Below are 22,731 nucleotides of genomic sequence, written 5' to 3' on the forward strand. Positions count from 1 at the left end.
GCAAAAGGAGGGATAGTAGTATGGATGTGAAACGTGTGAAACAAATCTTATCTTCTTCAAGTAGAATTGACGTTACATATGAGGGCGTACCAGTATGGATTGAGAGCTGTGATGAGCAGAAGGGGAGTGCTCAAGTGTATGATGTATCTAATCCTGGTGAGAGCGTTCATGTGGACGTGACAGCTTTAGAGGAGAAATAATAAAAAAGACGCTTCTAATTTTAGAAGCGTCTTTTTGTTATTCCATCATATGTGCAATTTTCTTAGAGAACATAAGAAGTACTAATCCCAGTACAATTACGATAATACCGATGCTTGCGAATACTTCTAAATATCCTAAAGATTGAGTGAAAGCGGCTAATTGTCCTGCTAATAAGTTTGCGAAGCCAGTACCAGCTAACCATACACCCATTAATAATGATGCTAGTTTAACAGGAGCGATTGCACTTACCATAGATAATCCGATTGGTGATAAGAATAACTCACCGATTGTGTGGAACATGTAAGTGAATACAATGAATAGTAAGTTTGCTTTCATTGTAATGTTACCTTCATCGCTACCAGTTTTTAAAACAGCTAAAGTTAGAACTAAATATCCAATCCCTAGTAAAATCATACCTAATGCCATTTTTGTTGGGATTTTCAAATCACCATTTTTTGTTTTTGAAAGCTTAATCCATAACGCAGAAACAGGTAATGCTAGTAAGATAATGAATAGTGGGTTTACAGATTGGAACCAAGGTGTTGGAATTGTAAATCCACCAATTGTACGATCTACGAACTTATCTGTGTAAAGTGTTAAAGAGCTACCAGCTTGTTCAAATCCTGCCCAGAAGAATACAACGAAACAAGTTAAAATTAAAATTGCAACAGTACGTTTTTTCTCTTGTGGTGTTAAAGGTTTTTTCTCAACAGCTTTTGCATTTTGTTCTTTAGATTTTTTACCCACAACTGTTGTTCCAGCTGATCCTAAGTAACGAGGTGCTAATAAGTTAAATGCAATTTGTCCAATAATCATACCGATACAAGCTGTTAAGAAACCGTATCTATAATCTGCGAAGTAACCGCAAATGAATGGAGCGATAAGAGCTCCTAAGTTAATCCCCATGTAGAAGATAGTGAAGGCACTATCACGACGAGAATCGTTGTCGCTATATAATTGACCTAATAAAGTCGAAATATTCGGTTTGAAGAATCCGTTACCAATAACTAATAATCCTAATCCTAAAAATAGTCCAGTTTTCGTATTCATTGAAAATAGTACGAAGTTACCAATTGCCATGATGATACCACCAATAGTAATGGCATGTCGCTTCGTAATGAAATGGTCAGTTAACCAACCACCAATAATAGGTGTGAAATATACAAGCATTGTGAAAATACCGTAAATTTGAACTGCAACTGCTTTATCAAATCCTAAACCGCCGCTTACTAAGCTCGTTGTTAAATAAAGAACTAATAAGCCACGCATTCCGTAATAACTAAATCTTTCCCATGCCTCTGTAAAGAACAACAAGTATAACCCTGGTGGATGTTTTTTTGGTGATTGTTGCTCTCCAGCTTTGTCTAATTTTAAAGCTGCATCCATGTTTGTTTCCCCCTAATCCTGTATAACGGATATTTATGTAATCATTTTAATTTACAAAATATTTAGAAGTCAATAGAATTATATGGAAATAGAAAGAAAATTTCTGAAAAAGTTCTATTTTTCTTCGACCGTTACTGTATTTTGCCCTGAAAACAAGATGATAAGCGTTTTCAAATGTAATAATTGAATTCTAAAAGAAAATAAAATAGTGATTAATCAGAAAATTTAGATTAAAATATTTATTCCGATATAAAGAAAATATATTCTATTTACTTTCTCAATATAACATATTGGGAATAAAAATACAAAACGAAATAATGTGACATTTAAGTGAATTGAAAAATAACCAGCTCCATAGAAGGGAGCTGGTTAAGGAAATATTATTTAACAAAGCGTTTTTCGATGTCATCTAATAGTAGGTTAGCGGCCATTACGCCACCAGCTGTATTCCAAATAACGTCATCAACTTTGTATGCTTTACCATTTTTTACTGCATTTAAATTTTTAAATAGCGGATCATTAATATATTCTTTTTCTAATTCAGATCCTTTTTTCTCATTTCCTTTATCGAATGTGAAGTAGAATAATACGTCACCATCCATTGCAGAAATACGCTCTTTAGATACGTTACGCTCTGCAAAATCATCTTTGTTTTGATCTCCAGGACGTTTAAATCCAAGTTCTTTTAAAATAACACCAGAGAATGTATCACCATGATAAATACGAACATCACCAGGCATGAAACGAACCATAGAGATTTCTTGATTTACTTTATCGCCAAGTTTGCCTTTTAAATCTTTCATACGTGATTCGTAATCAGCTACAACTTTTTGACCTTCTTTTTCTTTATTTAATGCTTTTGCATAAAATTTGAAGTTATCTTTCCATTCACCACGTAATGTTTCTGAGAACACAGTAGGTGCAATTGCTTTTAGTTGTTCGTACACTTTTTCGTGACGCATTTTGTTACCGATAATTAAGTCTGGTTTTAAAGAAGCAATTGTTTCAACGTTAACTTGTCCTTCATCACCAACAACTTTTACATCTTTCATTTTATCCTTAATATGTGGATACCATGGGTCACCAGTCCAAGACTTTACAGCACCAACTGGTTTCACACCTAATTCAAGTAAAGCTTCAGTTCCTTCATTTGTTAAGATAACTACACGTTTTGGATTAGCAGGAACTTCTGTTTTACCCATTGCATGTTCTACAGTAACCACTTCTTTTTTATTATCTTCTTTTGTAGATTCTTCTTTGTTACTTGATTTTCCACAAGCGCTTAAAAGCATTGAAAATGCTAGTAAAAATACAAATACTGTAAACGATTTCTTCCGCATGAAATTCATTATGTACCCCCTACATGTTGAGAATATTTTTCAATAGCAAGCATGATATTAAGCCTTTATCTTTTAATTGTCAATATATATGGGTGAAAATAATTCTCATTTCCGTTGACAATAAGAATTAAGTTGAAATACACTAACAACGTATCATTATACATTGAAGGGGAAACGCTGCATGTTATTAAAAACAAATCGAGCAAAAGGGATTGGATTATTTGTTGGAATCATTGCAGTCGTTATTTGTATTTGGGGAAGTATTATTTTCGGATATACAAATACGAGTTGGAAACTAGCATTGGATGCTTTTTTCCATTTTAACGGTTCCAATGAACATATTATTATTCAAAATGTACGTCTGCCTAGGGCGTTAATTGCAGCTAGTGTTGGTGCTAGTTTAGCCATTGCTGGTTGTCTTATGCAAACTTTAACTAAGAATCCACTTGCTTCTCCAGATTTTATTGGATTAAATTCAGGTGCTGCGTTCTTCATAGTTGTAGCAATTGTAATCTTTTCAGTAACATCATTATCAGCTTTCACATGGATCGCCTTTTTAGGAGCGGCGGTTGCAGCTGTGCTTGTATTTGCTTCTAGTTCTTTAGGAAAAGAAGGGACTACTCCTCTTAAGTTAACGTTAGCAGGGGTCGCAATTAGTGCGTTATTTTCATCATTAACACAAGGATTACTTGTGTTAAATGAAAAAGCACTTGAAGAGGTATTATTTTGGCTTGCTGGATCTGTGCAAGGGCGAAAGTTAGAAATTTTACAATCTGTATTCCCATATTTATTAATAGGATGGATTGCATCTCTTATTATGGCAGGAAAAGTAAATACATTGATGATGGGAGAAGACGTCGCGAAAGGACTTGGACAACGAACAATTTTAATGAAATCATTCGTGTTACTTATTATTGTACTGTTGTCTGGTGGTTCAGTTGCGGTTGCTGGCCCAATTGGATTTATTGGGATTATTACTCCGCATTTTGCTAGATTTCTTGTTGGAGTTGACCACAGATGGAGAGTGCCTTATAGCGGATTGTTAGGTGCAATACTACTAATATTGGCTGATATAGCAGCAAGATATGTCATTATGCCACAAGAAGTACCAGTAGGAGTTATGACAGCATTTATTGGAGCACCGTTCTTTATTTATATTGCACGTAAGAGAGGGCTTAGCAAATGAAGAAATATATTCCGTTTCGTATAGGAAAAGGCGAGCTCTCGTTTTTAATGTATAAACGAGCTTGTCTCGTCTTGTTAAGTTTACTACTTGTTTTAATAGGATTATTCTTTGCGAGCGCAGGTATGGGAGACATGAAAATTGCTCCTTATGACGTATGGCAAGCAATTACCGGAAATGGCGATGCGATGTCAAACATGGTTGTAAATAAGTTTCGTATGCCGCGTATTTTAATTGCTATCCTCGTAGGAATTGCGCTCGCGGTAGCGGGCTGTATTTTACAAGGGCTTGTTCGAAATCCACTTGCTTCTCCTGATATCATCGGGATTACGGGCGGGGCAAGTGTTGCAGTTGTATTATTTTTAGCGCTATTTAGTGATAAAAATAATGCACTAACGGTAAGTATTCATTATATGCCGCTCGCAGCTTTTGCAGGAGCAACGATTGTAGCGGTTTTTGTATACTTATTTGCATGGCAAAATGATGGATTATCACCAATTAGTCTCGTTTTAATTGGTGTTGGATTCTGGGCATTAACGAAGGCTGCGACAACATTATTTATGTTGCTAGCACCAATTTATCAAGCGAGCCAAGCAAATGTATGGATTACGGGTACCGTTTATGGCTCTTCTTGGCAAAATGTTATGGTACTTGCGCCTTGGGTTCTCATTTTAACAGTAATATCATTTATCGCAGCTAGGCATTTAAATGCACAAGAGCTAGGGGATGATATAGCGGTAGGACTTGGGGTTCCTTTAACGAAGTCGCGTGTATTTATGCTATTACTTAGTACAGCTTTAATTGGTGGTGCGGTAGCTTTTGCCGGAGGGATTGGATTTGTCGGTTTAATGGCACCTCATATTTCACGAAGATTGGTTGGTTCTTTATACGGTGCATTACTCCCAGTTGCAGCTATTGTCGGTGCAATTCTAGTACTTGCTGCAGATTTAATAGGGCGTACAATTTTCACGCCACTTGAAATTCCAGCAGGGGTATTTACATCAGCAATTGGTGCACCTTATTTTATTTATTTACTTTATAAAAGTCGGAATTCATAAAGGGAGATGAATATGCAAAAAGCATTGGAGACGAAACGCTTGACGTTGTCTTATGGTGAAACAAGTATTATTGATGAGTTGAATTTAGAAATTCCAAAAGGCGAAATTACAATCTTTATCGGCTCTAACGGTTGCGGGAAATCAACTTTATTACGTTCACTAGCTAGATTATTAAAACCAACAACTGGTGATATTTTGTTAGATAATCAAGCCATTCAAAGCATGCAAACGAAGCAAATCGCTCGTCAAATGGCGATTTTACCGCAAGGACCACAAGCACCAGAAGGACTTACAGTATTACAACTTGTAAAGCAAGGGCGTTATCCATACCAAACATGGCTGAAGCAATGGTCAGAAAAAGACGAGGAAATGGTACAGAAAGCACTTGCAGCGACAGGTATGACAGAATTTGCTGAGCGTGATGTGCATGCTCTTTCAGGTGGGCAACGTCAACGTGCTTGGATCGCAATGACACTTGCACAAGATACAGATATCATTTTACTGGATGAGCCCACTACATACTTAGATATGACTCACCAAATTGAAGTGCTGGATTTATTATTCGAATTAAATGAAACAGAACAAAGAACAATTGTTATGGTATTACATGATCTAAATTTAGCATGCCGCTATGCAGATAACATTGTAGCAATTCAAGATAAACAAATATATGCACAAGGTAAACCTGAAGAAGTGGTAGATGAGAAACTAGTACGTGATGTATTCCGAATGGAGTGTCAAATTAGTACGGATCCGTTGTTTGGAACACCGCTTTGTATCCCGCATGGAAGAGGAAGACGTGTAGTTAAAGAAGTTGCTCAGGCGATAAGATAAAAAAACGATGAGTGATTCATCGTTTTTTTTTTTATTTGGTACAAGAAAATAAGAGGAAGAGAGGAATTCGTAAGCGACGTTTATACTCTTCTTCATTTTGAAAATAGATTGGATTTGGTGTAGCTTCTTTTAATGATGTAATGGTAAATCCAGCTTGCTGTAATAATGTGAAATACTCTTCCGTTGTACGATGATATTTAATAACTTCTTGGTCAATCCATGGTTCAACCCGTTTGCCTAGTTTAAAATAATCATCGACGAGCCAACTCGTTCTTTTACCACTTGTTTGTAAGCTTTCAAATGAAGAAGTAATAACGGGATGTTGAACGCTAAAGGTAAAGGTGCCATTTGTTTTTAAAGTTTGAAACACATTTTGAAAAATGGTATCAAGATGTTCAATATAATGTAAGGCGAGTCTAGATGTTACTAAATCAAAAGTGGAAGAGGGATAGGTATAATCTTTGAGGTTTAAAAAATGAACAGATCCATTTTTATTTTCTAGTTGATTTTTAGCTTTTTCATACATAAGTTTGGAGCCTTCAATGCCAGTGTAAGAGTAGCATCCCTTTTCTAATAATTCCGCACCAAACTTAGCGTCACCACAGCCTAAATCGAGAATTTGTTTTCCTTGCACATGACCAATGAGCTGAAAGAATACTGGTTTTTCAATGGATTCATTTGGGCTATTTTCTCGGTATCTTCGTTTCATATATTGTTCGAAAAATGCTGTGTTATTGTATACATCAGATTCTGTAAATGCCATGTTTGAAACCTCCCAAAATATTTTTTTAATTCTATCAAATATGAAAAGTAAATGATAGATTTATTATAATGAATCATATATAATCTAAAATTGTAAGCGGTTACTTTAAACTATTTTTCTATAATAAATTCTGAAAACGTGTTAAGCTAGTAGAGGGATTATTAGAACTATTAAGACAATAATCCGCTTACATGAACGATGGGAGGCTTCACGATGTCTAGTAAAACACTTGCAAAATTTTTAGAAGAAAATTTAGAGGATTTAAAATCAAAGGGGCTTTATAACGTAATTGATCCGCTTGAGAGTTCAAATGGACCAATCATTACAATTGGCGGAAAAGAATATATTAACTTATCTTCAAACAACTATCTTGGATTAGCAACAGATAGCCGTTTGCAAGAAGCAGCAATTGGTGCAATTCATAAGTACGGTGTTGGGGCAGGAGCTGTTCGTACAATTAACGGTACTTTAGATTTGCATATTAAATTAGAAGAGACAATTGCAAAGTTTAAACATACAGAAGCGGCAATTGCTTACCAATCAGGATTTAACTGTAATATGGCAGCGATTTCAGCTGTTATGGATAAAAATGATGCAATTCTTTCAGACGAATTAAACCATGCTTCTATTATTGATGGTAGTCGTCTATCAAAGGCAAAAATTATTGTTTATAAACATTCTGATATGGAAGATTTACGCCAAAAAGCAATCGCGGCGAAAGAATCGGGTCTTTACAATAAATTAATGGTAATTACAGACGGTGTCTTCTCAATGGATGGAGATGTTGCAAAACTACCAGAAATTGTTGAGATTGCAGAAGAATTAGATTTAATGACATATGTAGACGATGCACACGGTTCAGGTGTACTTGGAAAAGGTGCAGGAACTGTAAAGCACTTCGGTCTATCTGATAAAGTTGATTTCCAAATTGGTACATTATCAAAAGCAATTGGGGTAATTGGTGGATATGTAGCAGGGAAACAAAACTTAATTGACTGGTTAAAAGTTCGTTCACGTCCATTCTTATTCTCTACAGCATTAACACCAGCTGATGCAGCAGCTTGCATGAGATCAATTGAAATCTTAATGGAAAGCACAGAGTTACATGATCGTTTATGGGAAAATGGCCGCTACTTAAAACAAGGATTAAAAGAACTTGGCTTTAACATTGGGGAAAGTGAAACGCCAATTACACCTTGTATTATTGGGGACGAAGTGTTAACACAAGAATTTAGTAAGCGTCTAAATGAAGAAGGTGTATACGCAAAATCTATTGTGTTCCCAACTGTAGCAAAAGGAAAAGGTCGTGTTCGTAATATGCCTACAGCAGCTCATACGAAAGAAATGTTAGATGAAGCAATTCGTAAGTATGAAAAAGTAGGAAAAGAAATGGGCATCATTTAAGTAAGGGCATCTTTTGAATAGCTTGCAAATGAGGAGTGGGGAAAATGAAAAAAATTCTAGTAACCGGTTCTTTAGGGCAAATTGGTTCTGAACTAGTAATGAAACTTCGTGATGTATACGGCGCATCAAATGTTATTGCAACAGATATTCGTGAAACAGATAGTGAAGTAGTAAAGTCTGGTCCGTTTGAAACGTTAGATGTAACAGATGGACAAAAATTACATGATATTGCAAAGCATAATGAAGTAGATACAATTATTCATTTAGCAGCTTTACTTTCAGCAACAGCAGAAAAAAATCCGTTATTCGCATGGAACTTAAATATGGGCGGACTTGTAAATGCATTAGAAGCAGCTCGTGAATTAAACTGTAAGTTCTTCACGCCAAGTTCGATCGGTGCATTCGGTCCATCGACGCCAAAAGATAATACACCGCAAGATACAATTCAGCGTCCTACTACGATGTATGGGGTAAACAAAGTAGCAGGAGAATTACTATGTGATTATTATCATCAAAAGTTTGGCGTAGATACGCGCGGTGTCCGTTTCCCAGGTTTAATTTCTTACGTAGCTCCTCCAGGAGGCGGAACGACTGATTATGCAGTTGAAATTTATTATGAGGCGATTAAAAAAGGTGCATACACCTCATACATTGCTGAAGGAACGTACATGGACATGATGTATATGCCTGATGCTTTACAAGCGATCATTTCATTAATGGAAGCTGATCCAAGTAAGCTAGTGCATAGAAATGCATTTAACATTACGGCAATGAGTTTTGAGCCAGAGCAAATTGCAGCATCAATTCGTAAACACATTCCGACGTTTACAATGGATTATGCAGTAGATTCAGCTCGTCAAACAATCGCTGATAGTTGGCCAAACTCTATTGACGCAACTGCAGCAATGAAAGAGTGGGGCTTTAAAGCAGAATACGATTTAGACAAAATGACAACGGACATGTTGGCTAAGTTAAAAAAAAAGCTCACAGCTGAGTTAGTGATGAATTAATAGGAAGAGTCGATTCTTAGGAATCGGCTCTTCATTATTTTTGGGAGGAGAGAAGTCTTATGCAAAGAGTAGATGTCGTATACGCACTAATACATGACGAGGAAACAGATAAAATATTAATGGTACATAATGCAGAACAAAACGTTTGGTCATTGCCAGGTGGGGCTGTGGAAAAAGGTGAAATATTAGAGGAAGCACTAATAAGAGAAGTGAAAGAAGAGACAGGTTTAATTGCTACGTTAGGTGGACTTGTTGCGATCAATGAAAAATTCTTTGAGGAATCAGGGAATCATGCACTATTTTTTACATTCCGAGCGAATGTAGTAAAAGGTGAACTTATTGCGGAAGATGAAGGTGAAATTTCTGCAATAGAGTGGGTGGATCGAACAATTGCGAATGAGCGCTTCCCATACTATGACGGAGGATTTGAATCCTTATTAGAAGTAGCCATTCCATATAAGTTTCAACCAGAAACAAAGTAATTGAATGAAAAAACAGGAGCCACAAGGCTCCTATCTTCTATTCAATCGTCTTCAGTAATAATTTTTTCAGTAATGGTTTAATCTTCAATCGTAAATCTTCAGCATGATTTGCAACTAAGAAGTGATGGTTATAAATGTTCTTCATCAATTGATAAGTTGCTTCTTTTGCCTCGCCTTCTTCGATGAAGATACCGATTACTTCCATGCCACTTTTACGCGCGAGTTTAACAGCTTCATGCGTATCTAAAATTCCATCTTGTTGATAGTCTAGCGCAGAAGGCTCACCATCTGTGAAGACTAGTAAGAATTTATGTTTCTCAGGTCTTTTTGCAAGCTTTTCAGAAACGATACGAATAATATATCCGTCGCGGTTATCTTCTTCTTCACGAAGTTGCATAATTTCCGGACCAACGTTTGGTAACGTTGAGTTTTTATAATTTACAACTTCATGGATAACGTTCGGCTTATCTTCAGGTTTAGCGCTAGAGGCATCTTCCCAAAATCCGCTAATAGCGTGCGGGATTTTTAAAGATTTTAAAGCTTCATGGAATAGTACAACACTCTTCTTCGTCTCTTCCATTTTGTTATACATAGAACCAGAACAGTCAACTAATAGTTGGAATGCAACATCGAGTTCTTGTGACTCTTGTCCTTTTTTATAAAACATACGCGGTTGTTTTTCGGTATAAATACGAAGGAATTTTTTGCGAAGCCTTCCGTAATATTTATCACTATTCGCATTCGTTTTATTTTCAATCGTTTTTTCGATAATTTTCTTTAATTCTTTTACATCTTTATTGACGACTGATTTGATAGCTTGGTAATCTTTTTTCTCATCGATATTTGCTTTGCGAGCTTCTTTAAATGTATGAGAAGCACCTACATTATACTTACCGTATGCACCGTCGTGCTGGCTAGAAGCGTGTGAAGCTCTTGCTTCTTCTGTATCAGCGCCATCAAAGTTGGATTGTGTACTTTTTTGAGAAGTACCTTGTACAGAACCAAGTGCTTGGTCGCCATCTTCTGATTCACGAGCAGTATCGCCCATCATGTTTGTTTTTGTTCCGCTTTCTAATTCAAAGCGTAAAAAGTTCTCGTTTTCGTTATTTTTATTTTCACGATGCCATGTGGAGAAACTTTCATCCATTTTGTTTTTATTTTCATCGTCATCTATAAGCTGTGTATCATCATTTGCTAAATCTTCGACGCGACAGTTCTTTTCGTCTGCAAGAACAGATAAGTAAAGTGGAGCATGTCCGAAATAGTTGTTAAGCATATCACTTTCAAGAAGCGCCTCTAAGCGATAGCGAATTTTCTCAACGACATACATAATATCTTCTGTATTACGTGCTTGGAATGTTTCATGTAAAATCGCTTCAATTTGCTCAAAATATTCATTATTAAACATTTCATATTTATCGCTCGTTAATGAAAGATAGCATAGGCAAAACAAACGATCACCGTGATAATTACGAACGCGGTTTATTTCATTTTGAGAGCCGAAATAATTGCGGTACATTTCTTTTCGGCGTTTAAAAATATGCTTCGTGCCAGGACGTAAGTTCTTTACGATTTCCTCAACGCGTAAATCTTCTAATAGAACAAATAATTGTGTTAAAAACTTTTTTAGGGGCGATTCTTGCAATTCAATCGCATAAGAACGAATTAAAGTCATGTCCGAGTAATGTTTATTACCAAGTGCTTTTAAGAACACTTCGCTTTTTAATCCGATTACTGTATCTTCTTCTTTTCGATCATCCCAAAAGTGACTAATGACAACTTTCTTTTCAATTTCGTCGTAGTATGCTTTATAGCCATATTCAAGATAGGCATCGTCTTCTTTTAGAAGGGCATACATTAAGTTTTCCATTTGTAGAAACAGCGACGCATCAATTTTTTTGTCACTAAAAATTTGTCTCATAAATTATCCCTCAAAGAAATAACTTTCTGCTAATTCACGGACAGTCATTTGTTCTGTTTCATCATTAAGTTTTGCAATTATGCTTCGTTCAATAGCGCGCATAACAGGAATATATACACCTAAATCACATGCGTCGATAATACCACGAATACTTGCTGCTTCTTCACTTACACGTCCATCGCGAGCTAAAGGCATAAGGTCGCTTGCAAATGCAACAAACTTTTCAATTGTTGCAACATTATTTAATTTTGATTCTGCTAATAATAGTTCTTTTAATGTGTCACCTTGAATGTAAGGAACTTCAATAATAACAAAACGGTTTTTTAATGCTTCATTTAGTTCACTTGTTCCAACGTAACCTTCGTTAATCGCAGCAATTACACGGTATTCTTCATCACCGTATACAACCTCTTGTGTAAATGGGTTTGTGATCATTTTACGGTAATCTAATGCGCCGTGAAGTAGCGGTAAAGTTTCAGGTTTTGCCATATTGATTTCGTCAATATATAGGAAGTGACCGTTCTTCATTGCTTTCATAAGAGGACCGTTAACGAATGAAACTTCAGATGCACCATCTTTCGTTTGTAGTGTGTTGTATCCTAAAATACCTTCTACATCTAAGTCGACAGAGCAGTTAATGCTATGCATTGGTTTTTGAAATAAAGAAGAAAGAGTTTCCGCTAGTACTGTTTTACCACTACCAGTCGGTCCTTTTAATAGAATGTTCTTGCCAAGAAGAAGTGCTGTAATCGCATCTTCGATAATGCTGTTATCAGATGCTTTATATATTTTAGTACCGATTAAATGAGCATTTTCACCAGCTTCTTGTTTATTCTTTTCATGAATCGTAGAAAGCTGCTGTTTTAAATCAGAATGTATATGAAATTGTTCTAACATGTATTTCCCACCTAACATTATTTTCATAAAGTAATACATCTTATGATAACTTGTTTTAATATGGTATGCAAAGAAAAGGAAGGAGGATAAAGGGAAAAGAAAAAGCAATCAAGATGAAGTTGATTGCTTACAGTAAAGGAGAAATGAGCCTCATGAAAGACTCCAATATGCGTTTTTTTATACTTCTTTTTTGGAAAGAGTTCCATTTAATTTCAGTTGAATGTTTAAAATCTTTTTCAAAATCACGTTTAATATCGTGAACTGTTTTTGATTCATAAAGTACGCTAATAATTTCGTAATTCAATTCAAAGCTACGTACATCCATGTTCGCTGTTCCGATAGTTGCAATTGTATCATCAACGAGTACAATTTTTGCATGCATAAAACCATCTTTATAACTGTAAATAGAAGCACCAGCTTTTAAAAGTGGAGTGAAATAGGATTGAGATGCTTGATCACTAATGATGCTATCACTTTTACCTGGATATAAAATCCGTACATCTATTCCGGCAATTGCACTTAAGCGTAATAATGTTAAAGTTTCTTGATCTGGAATAAAGTAGGGTGTAGCGATCCAAATGGATTTTTTTGCAGAGCCCATAACAGCTAATAATGTATTACGAATACTTTTATCATCGGAGCTTGGTCCGCTTGCTACGATTTGAACAGCACCTTCTGCATGTGAAATCTCTTTACCTGGGAAGTATTGTCTATTCATGAATTGATCCCAGGAATAAGTATTTAAACCACTAGAGGCATAGAGCCAGTCTTCTAGAAAGATTGCTTGTAATTTATATAATGCTTTTCCTTCTATTTTTAGATGACTATCACGCCAAACAGGAAATTTCTTTGAACGGCCAAGATATTCATCACCGACATTGAGTCCTCCGGTAAAACCAATTTCTCCATCTACAATAACAATTTTTCGATGGTTACGATAATTGACAGTTTCAAGTAACCAAGCTGAAAAAATAGGGTCAAATTCTACAATTTCAATCCCAGCTTCTTTCATAGGTTGCAAAAATCGTCTTCTTAACGTGTTACTTCCAAGACCATCATAAAGGAAGCGTACAATAACACCATCTTTTGCTTTTTGTATTAAAGCATCTCGAACTTTTGTACCAATTTCATCAGATTTATAAATGTAGTATTGAATATGTATATGATGTTTTGCCTGCTCTATAGCTCGCAAAATTTCTGAAAATGTTTGATCTCCGTTTGTTAAAAGTTTTGTAGTTGTTTTATCTGCGGCAGGACCGCCTCCAAATTTTTGTATGACTTCTGTTAAATGTATGGAACGTTCATTTAGTGGGACTGTGAGTAATAACTCTAGTCTTCTTCCTTCTAATATTTCACGGAATAATTTTCTTTGTTCTTCTGAACGATGGAGATGTTTTTTTCTTCTCCAGCGGCTGCGCCCGAAAATAGCGTATAAAAGCACACCTATAATAGGAAGAAGTGCTAATACTAAAAACCATGCCAATGTGCTTTGTGGAGATCTATTTTCTATAAAGATAACGAATGAAATTCCTACGATTGTGATGGACCATAGAGCACCGACAAATGTATATAACGAAATATACGATGTATTTAATAGGAACAGAACGATAGATACAATTGTAAATATTAATAGTAACTGAACGATAGGCTTCTTCATTTCTATATAATTCCCCTAATCTTTTTTCAATATAGATTTCTTAAATAGAAGATGTAATATGACATCTTTATTATAAGGTGTTTTGCTTTTTTTACAAAATATAGACATTTCACCTATACTTTCCGCATTTGTCCTACATACAGTGTACTATCACATTTTTATCCCACTCTTAATGCATATGAAAATGAAAAAATCGAAAAGGAGCGGAGAAACATGAATTATATAGAAAATAATGGATTGTATTATCGGAATCATCATCATGGAGGACACAATCATGGTGGGCACAATCATAACGGCGGACATCATCACCATGGAGGACACAATCACCATGATCACCATCATCATCACGGAGGCGGATGGGGCTGGGGGGGTAGTTCATGGGGAGGCGGATTTTTCCCTGGAAGCTTTGCAGGAGGAGTGTTAGGTGGACTGACAGCTGGCGCATTAACGGGTGCAGCAAGTGGAGGGTATTATCCAGCGCCATATCCAGTAACTTATCCATCACCATACCCTGTAACGTATCCAATGCCATACCCAGGTTATCAGCAAATACCATATTCGTATTAAACTAAAAAAGAGGCTACCCTCTTTTTTAGTTTAATACGGTATTTATTTATAAAATACTTCCAAAATTAAGGTGAAAATATGTTAATATTTTGTTATTGTAATTCAAAAACATATACATTAATGTAGATTTTTATATTATTATTCGTGAATAGTTATGTAGTATGGTCTAATTTCTATTTTGTTATTAAAGAGTAAAGAGATCAGATGTGAATGGTATTAGTTAGAAACAGGGCTTGGATAGAGCCACTTAAAAGGATTGCAGTATAATAAGGTGCGAAATAATTAGGGAGATGAGAAGCTACTAGTTATAATTGAAACGGTATAATATTGCTTTTTATTACAAATAATATTATGTTATTTTAATCGGTCTATTTAAAAAGATAATTTATGTAATGGGCTAGTATTAGAAAATGAAATATCTCTATTTCTATGAAGAGAAACAGGTTGTGTTTTAGTCAGATAGGAAGCAAGGAGAGATGCGCATGCTAGAACAGAGAGGTCATGCATTATATGACTCTTCATTGCGAGATTTAAAGTTAGCATTAGATGAGTCTTCAATTGTTGCAATTACAGATCGAAAAGGTCTTATTACATATGTAAATGATAAATTTTGTGAAATCTCTAAATACAAAAGAGAAGAATTAATTGGAAAAGATCACCGTATTTTAAATTCAGGACATCATCCGAAAACCTTTTTTCAAAACTTATGGAAACGTATTTTGAATGGGAAAGTATGGACAGGTGAGATTCGGAATCGAGCAAAAGATGGTACATATTATTGGGTCAAAACAACAATTGTTCCATTTTTAAATGAAAAAGGAGAGCCATACCAGTTTATCGCAATTCGAAATGATATTAGTAGTAGAAAAGAAGCAGAACATAGATTGCGGCTAAGTGAAAGTCGTTATAGGGAACTTGCCTATCATGATGCTTTAACCAGTTTGCCGAACCGTTTGCAATTAATAACAACCGTTAATAAATTGATTGCAGATAAAAAAGAATTTGGTATGATTTACTTTGATTTGGACCGTTTTAAATTAGTAAATGATACGTTAGGTCATATGATAGGGGACTTACTTTTAAGCGAAGTCGCTTCACGGTTGCATTATGTACTAGGAGAGAAAGATGTTCTGGCTAGGCTAGGTGGCGACGAATTTGTGCTGTTAACAAAAAATCATAGGCAAGATGATATGAGTCAGTTAGCGACATCTGTGTTGTCATGTTTTCAGGCACCATTTATGTTGGAAGGCCATGAAGTATACATTTCAGCTAGTCTAGGACTTTGTTCTTATCCACAAGACGGACTAGACGTGGAAACGTTATTGAAAAACTCTGACTTAGCTATGTATAGTGCAAAAGAACAAGGTAGAAACGCTGCATGTTTCTTTACAGATGAGCTACGGGCGAAAATAAATCGTAGAATGAAAGTTGAGTTTGCTTTGCAAAAGGCAATTCGTGATGAAGAGTTAGATGTAGCATTGCAGCCTATTATTGATTTGAAAACGAAGAGATATTCTGGTATAGAAGCTTTAGTACGCTGTATGACAGAAGACGGCCCCATTGCACCAAGCGAATTTATCCCGGTAGCTGAAGAGTCTGGACTTATTATAAAGCTAGGAGACTGGGTATTAGAAAAATCGTGCCGATTGTTTAAAACATTGCCAAATTATCAAGAAGGACTAAAGTTATCTGTGAATTTATCTATACAACAATTAATGCAGAAACGTTTTATTTTGTCTGTACGTAGCATTTTAAAGAGAACTGGTTTTCCTCCGAACCGTTTAATATTAGAAATAACGGAAAGCATTGCAGTCCGCCATTTTGATTATATTATTGCTACATTACAAGAATTAAGAAATATGGGTGTTTTAATTGCTTTGGATGATTTCGGAACTGGCTATTCTTCCTTATATTATTTAAAACAACTACCACTGGATATTGTGAAAATTGATCGTAATTTTATTCGTGAATTTCATTATGATCACGCGCAACCAGAACGAACAATTGTAAAATCTGTTATTGAAATTGCTCATAGTTTAAATTTAGCAGTAGTTGCTGAAGGGGTAGAAACAGTAGAGCAAGAGAGTTTGTTACAATCAATGAGCTGTGATTATGTACAGGGATTTTATTATGCGAAACCTTTATCTGTAGGAGAGTTAAAAGAAAAGTTAATTACAGATTTTTAATAAAAAAGAGAAGCCAGCAGCTTCTCTTTATTTAATCCGTTTTTTGTGAGTCTTTCATTAGTACTGGATAAAGAATAAGACCTAATACGAACAATCCAATTCCTAAGAAGAACGTTTTTAAATCAGCAGTTCCCGTTTTGATAACCCAAATTGAGTATACAAATGCTAATGTAGTGATGATCCCGTCCTTTATTCGAGAACCAGGCATTATATCATACGTTTCTCCTGTAATAACCAGTTTGAATTGGTACAGAGTAGAAACTAGGTATGGAATTAAATAGGCTAATGTTGCTACGACAATAGCGAAACTATACGCTTCTGAAACAGTACCAGAAATCGTTGAAAATAAGAAAATTTGCGTCATTACATTTGTAATCAATAATGATTTTGAAGGACTACCTTTTTTATTTGTTTTCCCGAAAAACTTAGGGAAAAGTCCATTCTTTGCTGCCTGGTAAGGTACTTCTGAACTAACAACAATCCAACCAACTGTAGATCCAAATAAAGATATAAGAGCGAGTAAAGCCATGATATATGCGCCTTTATTTCCAATTGCTAAATTTAATGCGTCTACTAATGGTTTTTGAGACTCTTTTAAAGCATCTTGCGGAAGAGCTCCCATTGTAAGTAAAGTAATTGACATGTAAATAAGAAGAGCGATAATTAATCCGAAAATCGTAGCTTTTTTTACATCGCGCTGTGATTTTGCACGATTAGAAAGCATAACTGCTGATTCAATACCGATAAATGCCCAGAGTGTTGCAATAGCAGCTGAATTGATTTGTCCACCTAACGAGATGGATTGTCCTGCTTCATTCATAAAGGTTTGACCGTCTCCGAAATTAGAGGCATTGAAAATGAATAATGTAATTACAATAAACATTGTAAATCCGATAATTTTTGCAATGGTAGCAAGTAGATTCATATTTCCAGCTCGATCAATATTTTGAGAAAGAATATATTGAATTCCCCACAGCATAAGGCTACATACGAGGAAAGTTAATCCTTTTCCGAGTTCTAGTGAAAATCCGTTTATTGAAAAAAGAATTTGCTTACTTTGTAAAACTGGAAAGAATGTTGATAAATATCCAGCAAAGGAAATAATAACAGATGCTGTTGCAGCCCAGTTAGCAGCCCAATATCCCCATGCCATACTATATCCCGCAACTTTACCAGCTTTTTTTGAAGGAAACATCGCTTGAGCGTAGCTTTGTGGTCCAGCTTTTAATTCTGGTTTCCGAATCGCTAAATTTCCAAATACAAGTGCAATCATAAATACGCCAAGGCCTGTAATACTCCATGCGAGTGTAGAACCCATTGGCCCTGATACTTGTGCTAAATTTGCTGGAAGCATAAATACGCCACCGCCAACCATATTCCCGATAACAAATGCTGTTAAAACCCATAATCCCCATTTTTTCGTTTCCATTTTTGTTAACTCCTTTGTAGTAAGTTTTGCTTAAACATCATTTTTTACTAGCTTTTTGACAATAAAAAAAGAGCCATGTAGATAAAAAAATACCTACATGGCTCTTTCGCCAAAGCGTAGGTACAACGGGAATAACCCTTGTACCTACGCGTAATTTTTCCGCTAGGTTTCAAGGGTTACGTATGATGATGATGTTTTTGTGCAAATGAAACTACAGTTGTTGTATAAGTAAGCATAGTTCTTTGCTCCCTTTCTCCTCTGATTTTGAAGTTAGTATACTACATGTTTTTTTGAATGAAAAGAAAAATTTTTATAAAAATACGTTTTAAAGATTAAATATTTACCTATATTTTTCTTGTACTGGAAAATAAGTGAGAGATTGGCAGAAGAGTGAAGCATGTTATAATACATATAGAATTAGAAGGTGACAAGGGGCTATTGTAGATGATGAGTAAGTATGAACAAATTTATACAGAAATCAGTAAATCTATTGATAATAAACAATTAAAAGAGGGATGCAAAATCCCATCAGAAACAGAATTAATGAAGCAGTATGAGGCAAGCCGAGGCACGGTAAGAAAAGCTGTAGATTTACTGCAAGAGCGTGGATATGTGCAAAAAATTCATGGAAAAGGTGTTTTTGTTTTAAAGCGAAAAAATATTGAATTTAATTTTGGCGGTATTGTAAGTTTCCAAGAAGAAAATGAACGTTTAGGACGTCATTGTATTACGGAAGTTGTGGAAATGGACAAAGAAAAAGCCACAAAAGAAATTGCGAAATTATTAAATGTAAAAGAAAAAACAGAGATTGATCATATTAAACGTGTACGAAATATTGATGGAGAAAAAGTAATTTTAGATATAAATCATTTTGTATCTGAGTTTATTCCAGGATTAACGAAAGAAATTGCAACTGCATCGATTTATAAATACATTGAGAAAGAGCTTGGGCTACATATTAGTTATTCGCAGAGGGTAATTGAAGTACAGCCGTGTACAGAGGATGACAGAAAGTATTTAGATTTAAATGGAACAGACTATGTTGTCGTTGTGAAAAACTTTACACATTTGTATGATGGAAGTCAGTTTGAATACACAGAATCACGCCACCGTTTAGATATTTTTCACTTTTCGGATGTGGCACGCAGGAAGTAAAGAGGTGGAACAAAATATTGTTTCATCTCTTTTTTTATAAAAAAAAACACAAACTCGTATATACGAGTGTTGACTAACTTATATATACGAGTTAATATGTAATTGTAAACGGTATCAAAAAAAGAAAAGAGGGACGGGAATATGGGGAAAGACTATCGTAAAACAGCAGAGGAAGTGTTGCAGTATATTGGTGGGAAAGACAATATTGAACAAGCTGCACATTGTGTGACGAGGCTCCGTATCGCTTTAAAAGATGAAAGTAAAATAGATAATGATAAATTACAGTCTGTTTCATTAGTGAAAGGAGCGTTTCATAACGCTGGTATATTTCAAGTTGTAATTGGTCCAGGGGATGTAGATCGTGTTTACGCTGAATTGATAACGCTTGCAGGTATGGAAGAATCGACTGTAGCTGACGTAAAAGATTCTGGAAATCAGAAGTTAAATCCAGCTCAAAAGTTTGTGAAAATATTTTCGGATGTATTTATGCCGATATTACCAGCGATCGTAACAGCTGGTTTACTAATGGGTATTAACAATCTATTAGGGGCAAAGGACTTATTTTTTGATGGGAAAAATTTATTAGATGTTTATCCGAACTTAGGCGGGCTTTGGGATTTAATTAATATGATGGCCAATACAGCATTCGTATTCTTACCAGCACTTGTCGGGTGGTCAGCAACGAAGCGTTTTGGTGGTAGTCCAATACTAGGGATTGTTATGGGATTAATGCTTGTGCACCCGGCCTTATTAAACGCTTGGGACTATGGAAAAGCAGCGACTGGTTTAGAGGGTCAAAAGATTGAGTACTTCAATATTTTAGGACTGTTCCAAATTGAGAAGGTAGGATATCAAGGACAAATTTTACCTGTTTTAGTAGCAGCTTTTGTATTAAGTAAAGTGGAAATTTTCTTAAAGAAACATGTACCAAATGCAATTCAATTATTAGTTGTACCAATTACAACAATCGTTGTGACAGGTGTGTTAGCATTAGGAATTATCGGTCCGGTTACACGTCATATTGGAGATTTATTAACAGTAGGATTAGTAGGTGTATATGAAACAGTACCAGTAGTTGGAGCAGTATTGTTTGGAGCATTATATGCACCGCTTGTAATTACAGGTATGCATCATATGTTTATTGCAATTGATTTACAATTGATTGCACAGCACGGTGGCACATTCATTTGGCCAATGATTGCTCTTTCTAACATTGCGCAAGGTAGTGCGGCACTTGCAATGTTCTGGATTTCTAAAAATCAAAATGATAAAAGTATGGCATCAACATCAGCCATTTCAGCATACTTCGGTATTACAGAACCAGCGATGTTTGGTGTGAATTTACGAAATAAGTTCCCGTTCTATGCAGCGATTATAGGGTCTGCTGTGGCAGCGATATTCATTACATTAAATGGTGTATTAGCACCTGCTATCGGAATTGGCGGATTGCCAGCATTTATTTCTATCATTCCGAAATCGATTCCAATGTTTATTGTAGGAATGATTATTGCAGTTGTAATCCCATTTACTTTAACATGGTTATTTGCAAAAAGAGTCAAACAGAAGTAGGAGGAAGTTAAACATGAAGGATTGGCATAAAAGTGTAGTCTATCAAATTTATCCGAAGAGCTTTAATAGCTATTACAATAAAGAAACCGGTGATATAAAAGGGGTTACAGAGAAACTAGATTATTTAAAAGAACTCGGAGTGGATTATATTTGGTTAACACCGATATACCAATCACCACAAAATGATAATGGATATGATGTAAGTGATTACTACAGCATTGATCCATCTTACGGAACGATGGAAGAGTTTGAGGAACTTTTAGCAGAAGCGAAAGTACGTAACATTGAAATTATGCTTGATATTGTTGTAAATCATAGTTCGACTGAACATAAGTGGTTTAAAGAAGCGAAGGAAGATAAAAATAGTCCATATCGTAATTACTATATTTGGCGTGAGGAAAAAAATAATTGGCAGTCTAAGTTTGGTGGATCTGCTTGGAAATATGATGAGAAGACGGAGCAATATTATTTACATTTATTTGATGAAACACAAGCTGATTTAAATTGGGAAAATGAACAACTTCGCGAAGAAGTATATGATATGATGCGTTTTTGGCTGGATAAAGGGGTAACAGGATTCCGATTAGATGTCATTAACTTAATTTCAAAAGACCAATGTTTCTTAAACGATGAAGGTAATACTGCGACAAGTGATGGACGCAAGTATTATACAGATGGTCCGCGTGTTCATGAATATTTACAAGAGATGAACCGAAAAGTTTTTGCAGGAAAAGATGTAATTACAGTTGGAGAAATGTCATCTACGACAATTGATAATTGTATTAAATATTCTAATCCTGAGCGTAATGAACTGAGCATGACGTTTAGTTTCCATCATTTAAAAGTAGATTATCCGAATGGTGATAAGTGGACGAAAGCAGAGTTTGATTTTATTAAATTAAAAGAGATTATGTCTAACTGGCAAATTGAAATGCAAAAGGGCGGAGGATGGAATGCGTTATTTTGGTGTAATCATGACCAACCTCGCATAGTGTCACGCTTCGGTGATGATAGAAAGTACCGAAATGAATCTGCGAAAATGTTAGCGACAGCTATGCATATGTTGCAAGGAACACCTTACATTTATCAAGGCGAAGAAATCGGTATGACGAATCCTAAATTCGAGTCCATCGAGCAATATCGCGATGTGGAATCGTTAAATATATACGATATCAAGCGAGAAGAAGGATTATCAAAAGAAGAGATTATCGGGATTTTAAAACAAAAATCTCGTGACAACTCTCGTACTCCGATGCAGTGGAATGAAGAGATGAACAGTGGTTTTACAACAAGTACACCTTGGATTTCAGTGGCTGAAAACTTTACAGAAATAAACGTAGAGAAGGCATTAGAAGATAAAGAGTCTGTATTTTATCATTATAAAAAGTTAATAGAACTTAGAAAAACGTATGATGTAATTACAGAAGGAGAATATGCTATTTTGGATAAAAATGATCCTAAAATTTGGGCATATACTCGTACTACAGAAAGTGAAGTACTACTTGTTATAAATAACTTCTATGGAGAAGAAATAACGTACTCTGTACCAGCGCACGTTCAATTAGATGGAATGAAACAAGAAGTACTACTGTCGAATTATAAAGATGCCAGCAAGGATATTGCAAAACTTAACTTAAGACCATATGAATCAATTGTGTATCGATATACGAAATAAAAAGGTTGTATGCC

19 protein-coding genes are annotated in these 22,731 nt (G+C 35.4%); 12 read left to right on the forward strand and 7 right to left on the reverse strand.

The annotated features are described in order from the left end of the window. Window positions 1–20 precede the first annotated feature (20 nt). Entirely contained in the window at window positions 21–200 is a 180-nt protein-coding gene (locus NZ044_RS03370) for an acid-soluble spore protein H (protein WP_000382679.1), read from the forward strand. A 37-nt stretch (window positions 201–237) separates the two neighbouring features. Here NZ044_RS03370 and NZ044_RS03375 read toward each other — a convergent pair whose 3' ends face one another. Both NZ044_RS03375 and NZ044_RS03380 read right to left on the reverse strand, forming a co-directional pair. Further along, window positions 238–1,587, reverse strand: coding sequence for a peptide MFS transporter (locus NZ044_RS03375; protein ID WP_000338303.1), 1,350 nt, complete (start codon window positions 1,585–1,587; stop codon window positions 238–240). A 380-nt stretch (window positions 1,588–1,967) separates the two neighbouring features. Next, entirely contained in the window at window positions 1,968–2,936 is a 969-nt protein-coding gene (locus tag NZ044_RS03380) for an ABC transporter substrate-binding protein (protein WP_001010281.1), read from the reverse strand. A gap of 172 nt (window positions 2,937–3,108) precedes the next feature. Here NZ044_RS03380 and NZ044_RS03385 point away from each other — a divergent pair, with 172 nt between their 5' ends. Genes NZ044_RS03385 through NZ044_RS03395 form a run of 3 tightly spaced genes read left to right on the forward strand, consistent with a single transcriptional unit; the run spans window position 3,109 to window position 6,002 of the window. Further along, window positions 3,109–4,113 (forward strand): FecCD family ABC transporter permease, encoded by a 1,005-nt coding sequence (locus tag NZ044_RS03385; RefSeq protein WP_000925213.1) that lies wholly within the window; start codon window positions 3,109–3,111, stop codon window positions 4,111–4,113. Then, window positions 4,110–5,168: a FecCD family ABC transporter permease gene (locus NZ044_RS03390; protein WP_000760052.1), complete on the forward strand. Its 1,059-nt coding sequence runs from the start codon at window positions 4,110–4,112 to the stop codon at window positions 5,166–5,168. The genes NZ044_RS03385 and NZ044_RS03390 overlap by 4 nt, the downstream gene beginning before the upstream one ends. A 12-nt stretch (window positions 5,169–5,180) precedes the next feature. Continuing rightward, window positions 5,181–6,002 carry an ABC transporter ATP-binding protein gene (locus NZ044_RS03395; protein WP_001167972.1) on the forward strand — a complete coding sequence of 274 codons (822 nt, stop codon included), beginning with the start codon at window positions 5,181–5,183 and terminating at the stop codon, window positions 6,000–6,002. A gap of 31 nt (window positions 6,003–6,033) precedes the next feature. Here NZ044_RS03395 and NZ044_RS03400 read toward each other — a convergent pair whose 3' ends face one another. After that, complete coding sequence (locus NZ044_RS03400) at window positions 6,034–6,765, reverse strand: class I SAM-dependent DNA methyltransferase (RefSeq protein ID WP_098505641.1); 732 nt, start codon at window positions 6,763–6,765, stop codon at window positions 6,034–6,036. Between the two features lie 213 nt (window positions 6,766–6,978). Between NZ044_RS03400 and NZ044_RS03405 the strand changes: the two genes are divergently transcribed. The 3 genes from NZ044_RS03405 to NZ044_RS03415 are packed head-to-tail and all read left to right on the forward strand — an operon-like array spanning window position 6,979 to window position 9,661. Next, window positions 6,979–8,169: a glycine C-acetyltransferase gene (locus tag NZ044_RS03405; RefSeq protein WP_000095903.1), complete on the forward strand. Its 1,191-nt coding sequence runs from the start codon at window positions 6,979–6,981 to the stop codon at window positions 8,167–8,169. A 44-nt stretch (window positions 8,170–8,213) separates the two neighbouring features. Then, window positions 8,214–9,179, forward strand: a complete 966-nt coding sequence (locus NZ044_RS03410) for an L-threonine 3-dehydrogenase (RefSeq protein WP_000723120.1) — start codon at window positions 8,214–8,216, stop codon at window positions 9,177–9,179. 59 nt (window positions 9,180–9,238) lie between these two features. Then, entirely contained in the window at window positions 9,239–9,661 is a 423-nt protein-coding gene (locus NZ044_RS03415; RefSeq protein ID WP_001189930.1) for an NUDIX hydrolase, read from the forward strand. A gap of 37 nt (window positions 9,662–9,698) precedes the next feature. On the opposite strand, the gene NZ044_RS03420 is transcribed toward NZ044_RS03415, so the two are convergent. The 3 genes from NZ044_RS03420 to NZ044_RS03430 form a co-directional block, all read right to left on the reverse strand. After that, window positions 9,699–11,582: a vWA domain-containing protein gene (locus NZ044_RS03420; RefSeq protein WP_001248845.1), complete on the reverse strand. Its 1,884-nt coding sequence runs from the start codon at window positions 11,580–11,582 to the stop codon at window positions 9,699–9,701. Window positions 11,583–11,585: 3 nt separating this feature from the next. Beyond that, window positions 11,586–12,479 carry an ATP-binding protein gene (locus tag NZ044_RS03425; protein WP_098505640.1) on the reverse strand — a complete coding sequence of 298 codons (894 nt, stop codon included), beginning with the start codon at window positions 12,477–12,479 and terminating at the stop codon, window positions 11,586–11,588. Between the two features lie 127 nt (window positions 12,480–12,606). Next, entirely contained in the window at window positions 12,607–14,136 is a 1,530-nt protein-coding gene (locus NZ044_RS03430; RefSeq protein WP_000743027.1) for a cardiolipin synthase, read from the reverse strand. A gap of 213 nt (window positions 14,137–14,349) precedes the next feature. Here NZ044_RS03430 and NZ044_RS03435 point away from each other — a divergent pair, with 213 nt between their 5' ends. Further along, the gene (locus NZ044_RS03435) at window positions 14,350–14,703 is read left to right on the forward strand and encodes a hypothetical protein (protein WP_001106404.1); all 354 of its coding nucleotides are present in this window, start codon (window positions 14,350–14,352) and stop codon (window positions 14,701–14,703) included. Window positions 14,704–15,185: 482 nt separating this feature from the next. Further along, window positions 15,186–16,889 (forward strand): putative bifunctional diguanylate cyclase/phosphodiesterase, encoded by a 1,704-nt coding sequence (locus NZ044_RS03440; RefSeq protein WP_000893348.1) that lies wholly within the window; start codon window positions 15,186–15,188, stop codon window positions 16,887–16,889. Between the two features lie 31 nt (window positions 16,890–16,920). Here NZ044_RS03440 and NZ044_RS03445 read toward each other — a convergent pair whose 3' ends face one another. After that, window positions 16,921–18,318, reverse strand: coding sequence for an amino acid permease (locus NZ044_RS03445; protein WP_000448446.1), 1,398 nt, complete (start codon window positions 18,316–18,318; stop codon window positions 16,921–16,923). A gap of 444 nt (window positions 18,319–18,762) precedes the next feature. On the opposite strand from NZ044_RS03445, the gene treR reads away from it, so the two are divergent. From treR to treC, 3 genes are all read left to right on the forward strand, one after another. After that, window positions 18,763–19,473 (forward strand): trehalose operon repressor, encoded by a 711-nt coding sequence (gene treR / locus NZ044_RS03450; RefSeq protein WP_000987242.1) that lies wholly within the window; start codon window positions 18,763–18,765, stop codon window positions 19,471–19,473. Window positions 19,474–19,614: 141 nt separating this feature from the next. After that, complete coding sequence (gene treP, locus NZ044_RS03455) at window positions 19,615–21,042, forward strand: PTS system trehalose-specific EIIBC component (protein WP_000513939.1); 1,428 nt, start codon at window positions 19,615–19,617, stop codon at window positions 21,040–21,042. Between the two features lie 13 nt (window positions 21,043–21,055). Next, complete coding sequence (gene treC, locus NZ044_RS03460; protein WP_098505639.1) at window positions 21,056–22,717, forward strand: alpha,alpha-phosphotrehalase; 1,662 nt, start codon at window positions 21,056–21,058, stop codon at window positions 22,715–22,717. Window positions 22,718–22,731 lie beyond the last annotated feature (14 nt).

Origin of the sequence: Bacillus sp. FSL K6-1338 (assembly GCF_038006965.1) — a bacterium.
Taxonomy (GTDB): domain Bacteria; phylum Bacillota; class Bacilli; order Bacillales; family Bacillaceae_G; genus Bacillus_A; species Bacillus_A thuringiensis_S.

Coding starts and splice junctions, on each gene's coding strand:
- NZ044_RS03425 (WP_098505640.1), bottom strand. CDS start 12,479: ATGTTAGAACAATTTCATATACATTCTGATTTAAAACAGCAGCTTTCT.
- NZ044_RS03390 (WP_000760052.1), top strand. CDS start 4,110: ATGAAGAAATATATTCCGTTTCGTATAGGAAAAGGCGAGCTCTCGTTT.
- NZ044_RS03435 (WP_001106404.1), top strand. CDS start 14,350: ATGAATTATATAGAAAATAATGGATTGTATTATCGGAATCATCATCAT.
- NZ044_RS03430 (WP_000743027.1), bottom strand. CDS start 14,136: ATGAAGAAGCCTATCGTTCAGTTACTATTAATATTTACAATTGTATCT.
- NZ044_RS03385 (WP_000925213.1), top strand. CDS start 3,109: ATGTTATTAAAAACAAATCGAGCAAAAGGGATTGGATTATTTGTTGGA.
- NZ044_RS03440 (WP_000893348.1), top strand. CDS start 15,186: ATGCTAGAACAGAGAGGTCATGCATTATATGACTCTTCATTGCGAGAT.
- NZ044_RS03445 (WP_000448446.1), bottom strand. CDS start 18,318: ATGGAAACGAAAAAATGGGGATTATGGGTTTTAACAGCATTTGTTATC.
- NZ044_RS03395 (WP_001167972.1), top strand. CDS start 5,181: ATGCAAAAAGCATTGGAGACGAAACGCTTGACGTTGTCTTATGGTGAA.
- NZ044_RS03370 (WP_000382679.1), top strand. CDS start 21: ATGGATGTGAAACGTGTGAAACAAATCTTATCTTCTTCAAGTAGAATT.
- NZ044_RS03400 (WP_098505641.1), bottom strand. CDS start 6,765: ATGGCATTTACAGAATCTGATGTATACAATAACACAGCATTTTTCGAA.
- NZ044_RS03410 (WP_000723120.1), top strand. CDS start 8,214: ATGAAAAAAATTCTAGTAACCGGTTCTTTAGGGCAAATTGGTTCTGAA.
- NZ044_RS03375 (WP_000338303.1), bottom strand. CDS start 1,587: ATGGATGCAGCTTTAAAATTAGACAAAGCTGGAGAGCAACAATCACCA.
- NZ044_RS03420 (WP_001248845.1), bottom strand. CDS start 11,582: ATGAGACAAATTTTTAGTGACAAAAAAATTGATGCGTCGCTGTTTCTA.
- NZ044_RS03405 (WP_000095903.1), top strand. CDS start 6,979: ATGTCTAGTAAAACACTTGCAAAATTTTTAGAAGAAAATTTAGAGGAT.
- NZ044_RS03380 (WP_001010281.1), bottom strand. CDS start 2,936: ATGAATTTCATGCGGAAGAAATCGTTTACAGTATTTGTATTTTTACTA.
- treC (WP_098505639.1), top strand. CDS start 21,056: ATGAAGGATTGGCATAAAAGTGTAGTCTATCAAATTTATCCGAAGAGC.
- treR (WP_000987242.1), top strand. CDS start 18,763: ATGATGAGTAAGTATGAACAAATTTATACAGAAATCAGTAAATCTATT.
- NZ044_RS03415 (WP_001189930.1), top strand. CDS start 9,239: ATGCAAAGAGTAGATGTCGTATACGCACTAATACATGACGAGGAAACA.
- treP (WP_000513939.1), top strand. CDS start 19,615: ATGGGGAAAGACTATCGTAAAACAGCAGAGGAAGTGTTGCAGTATATT.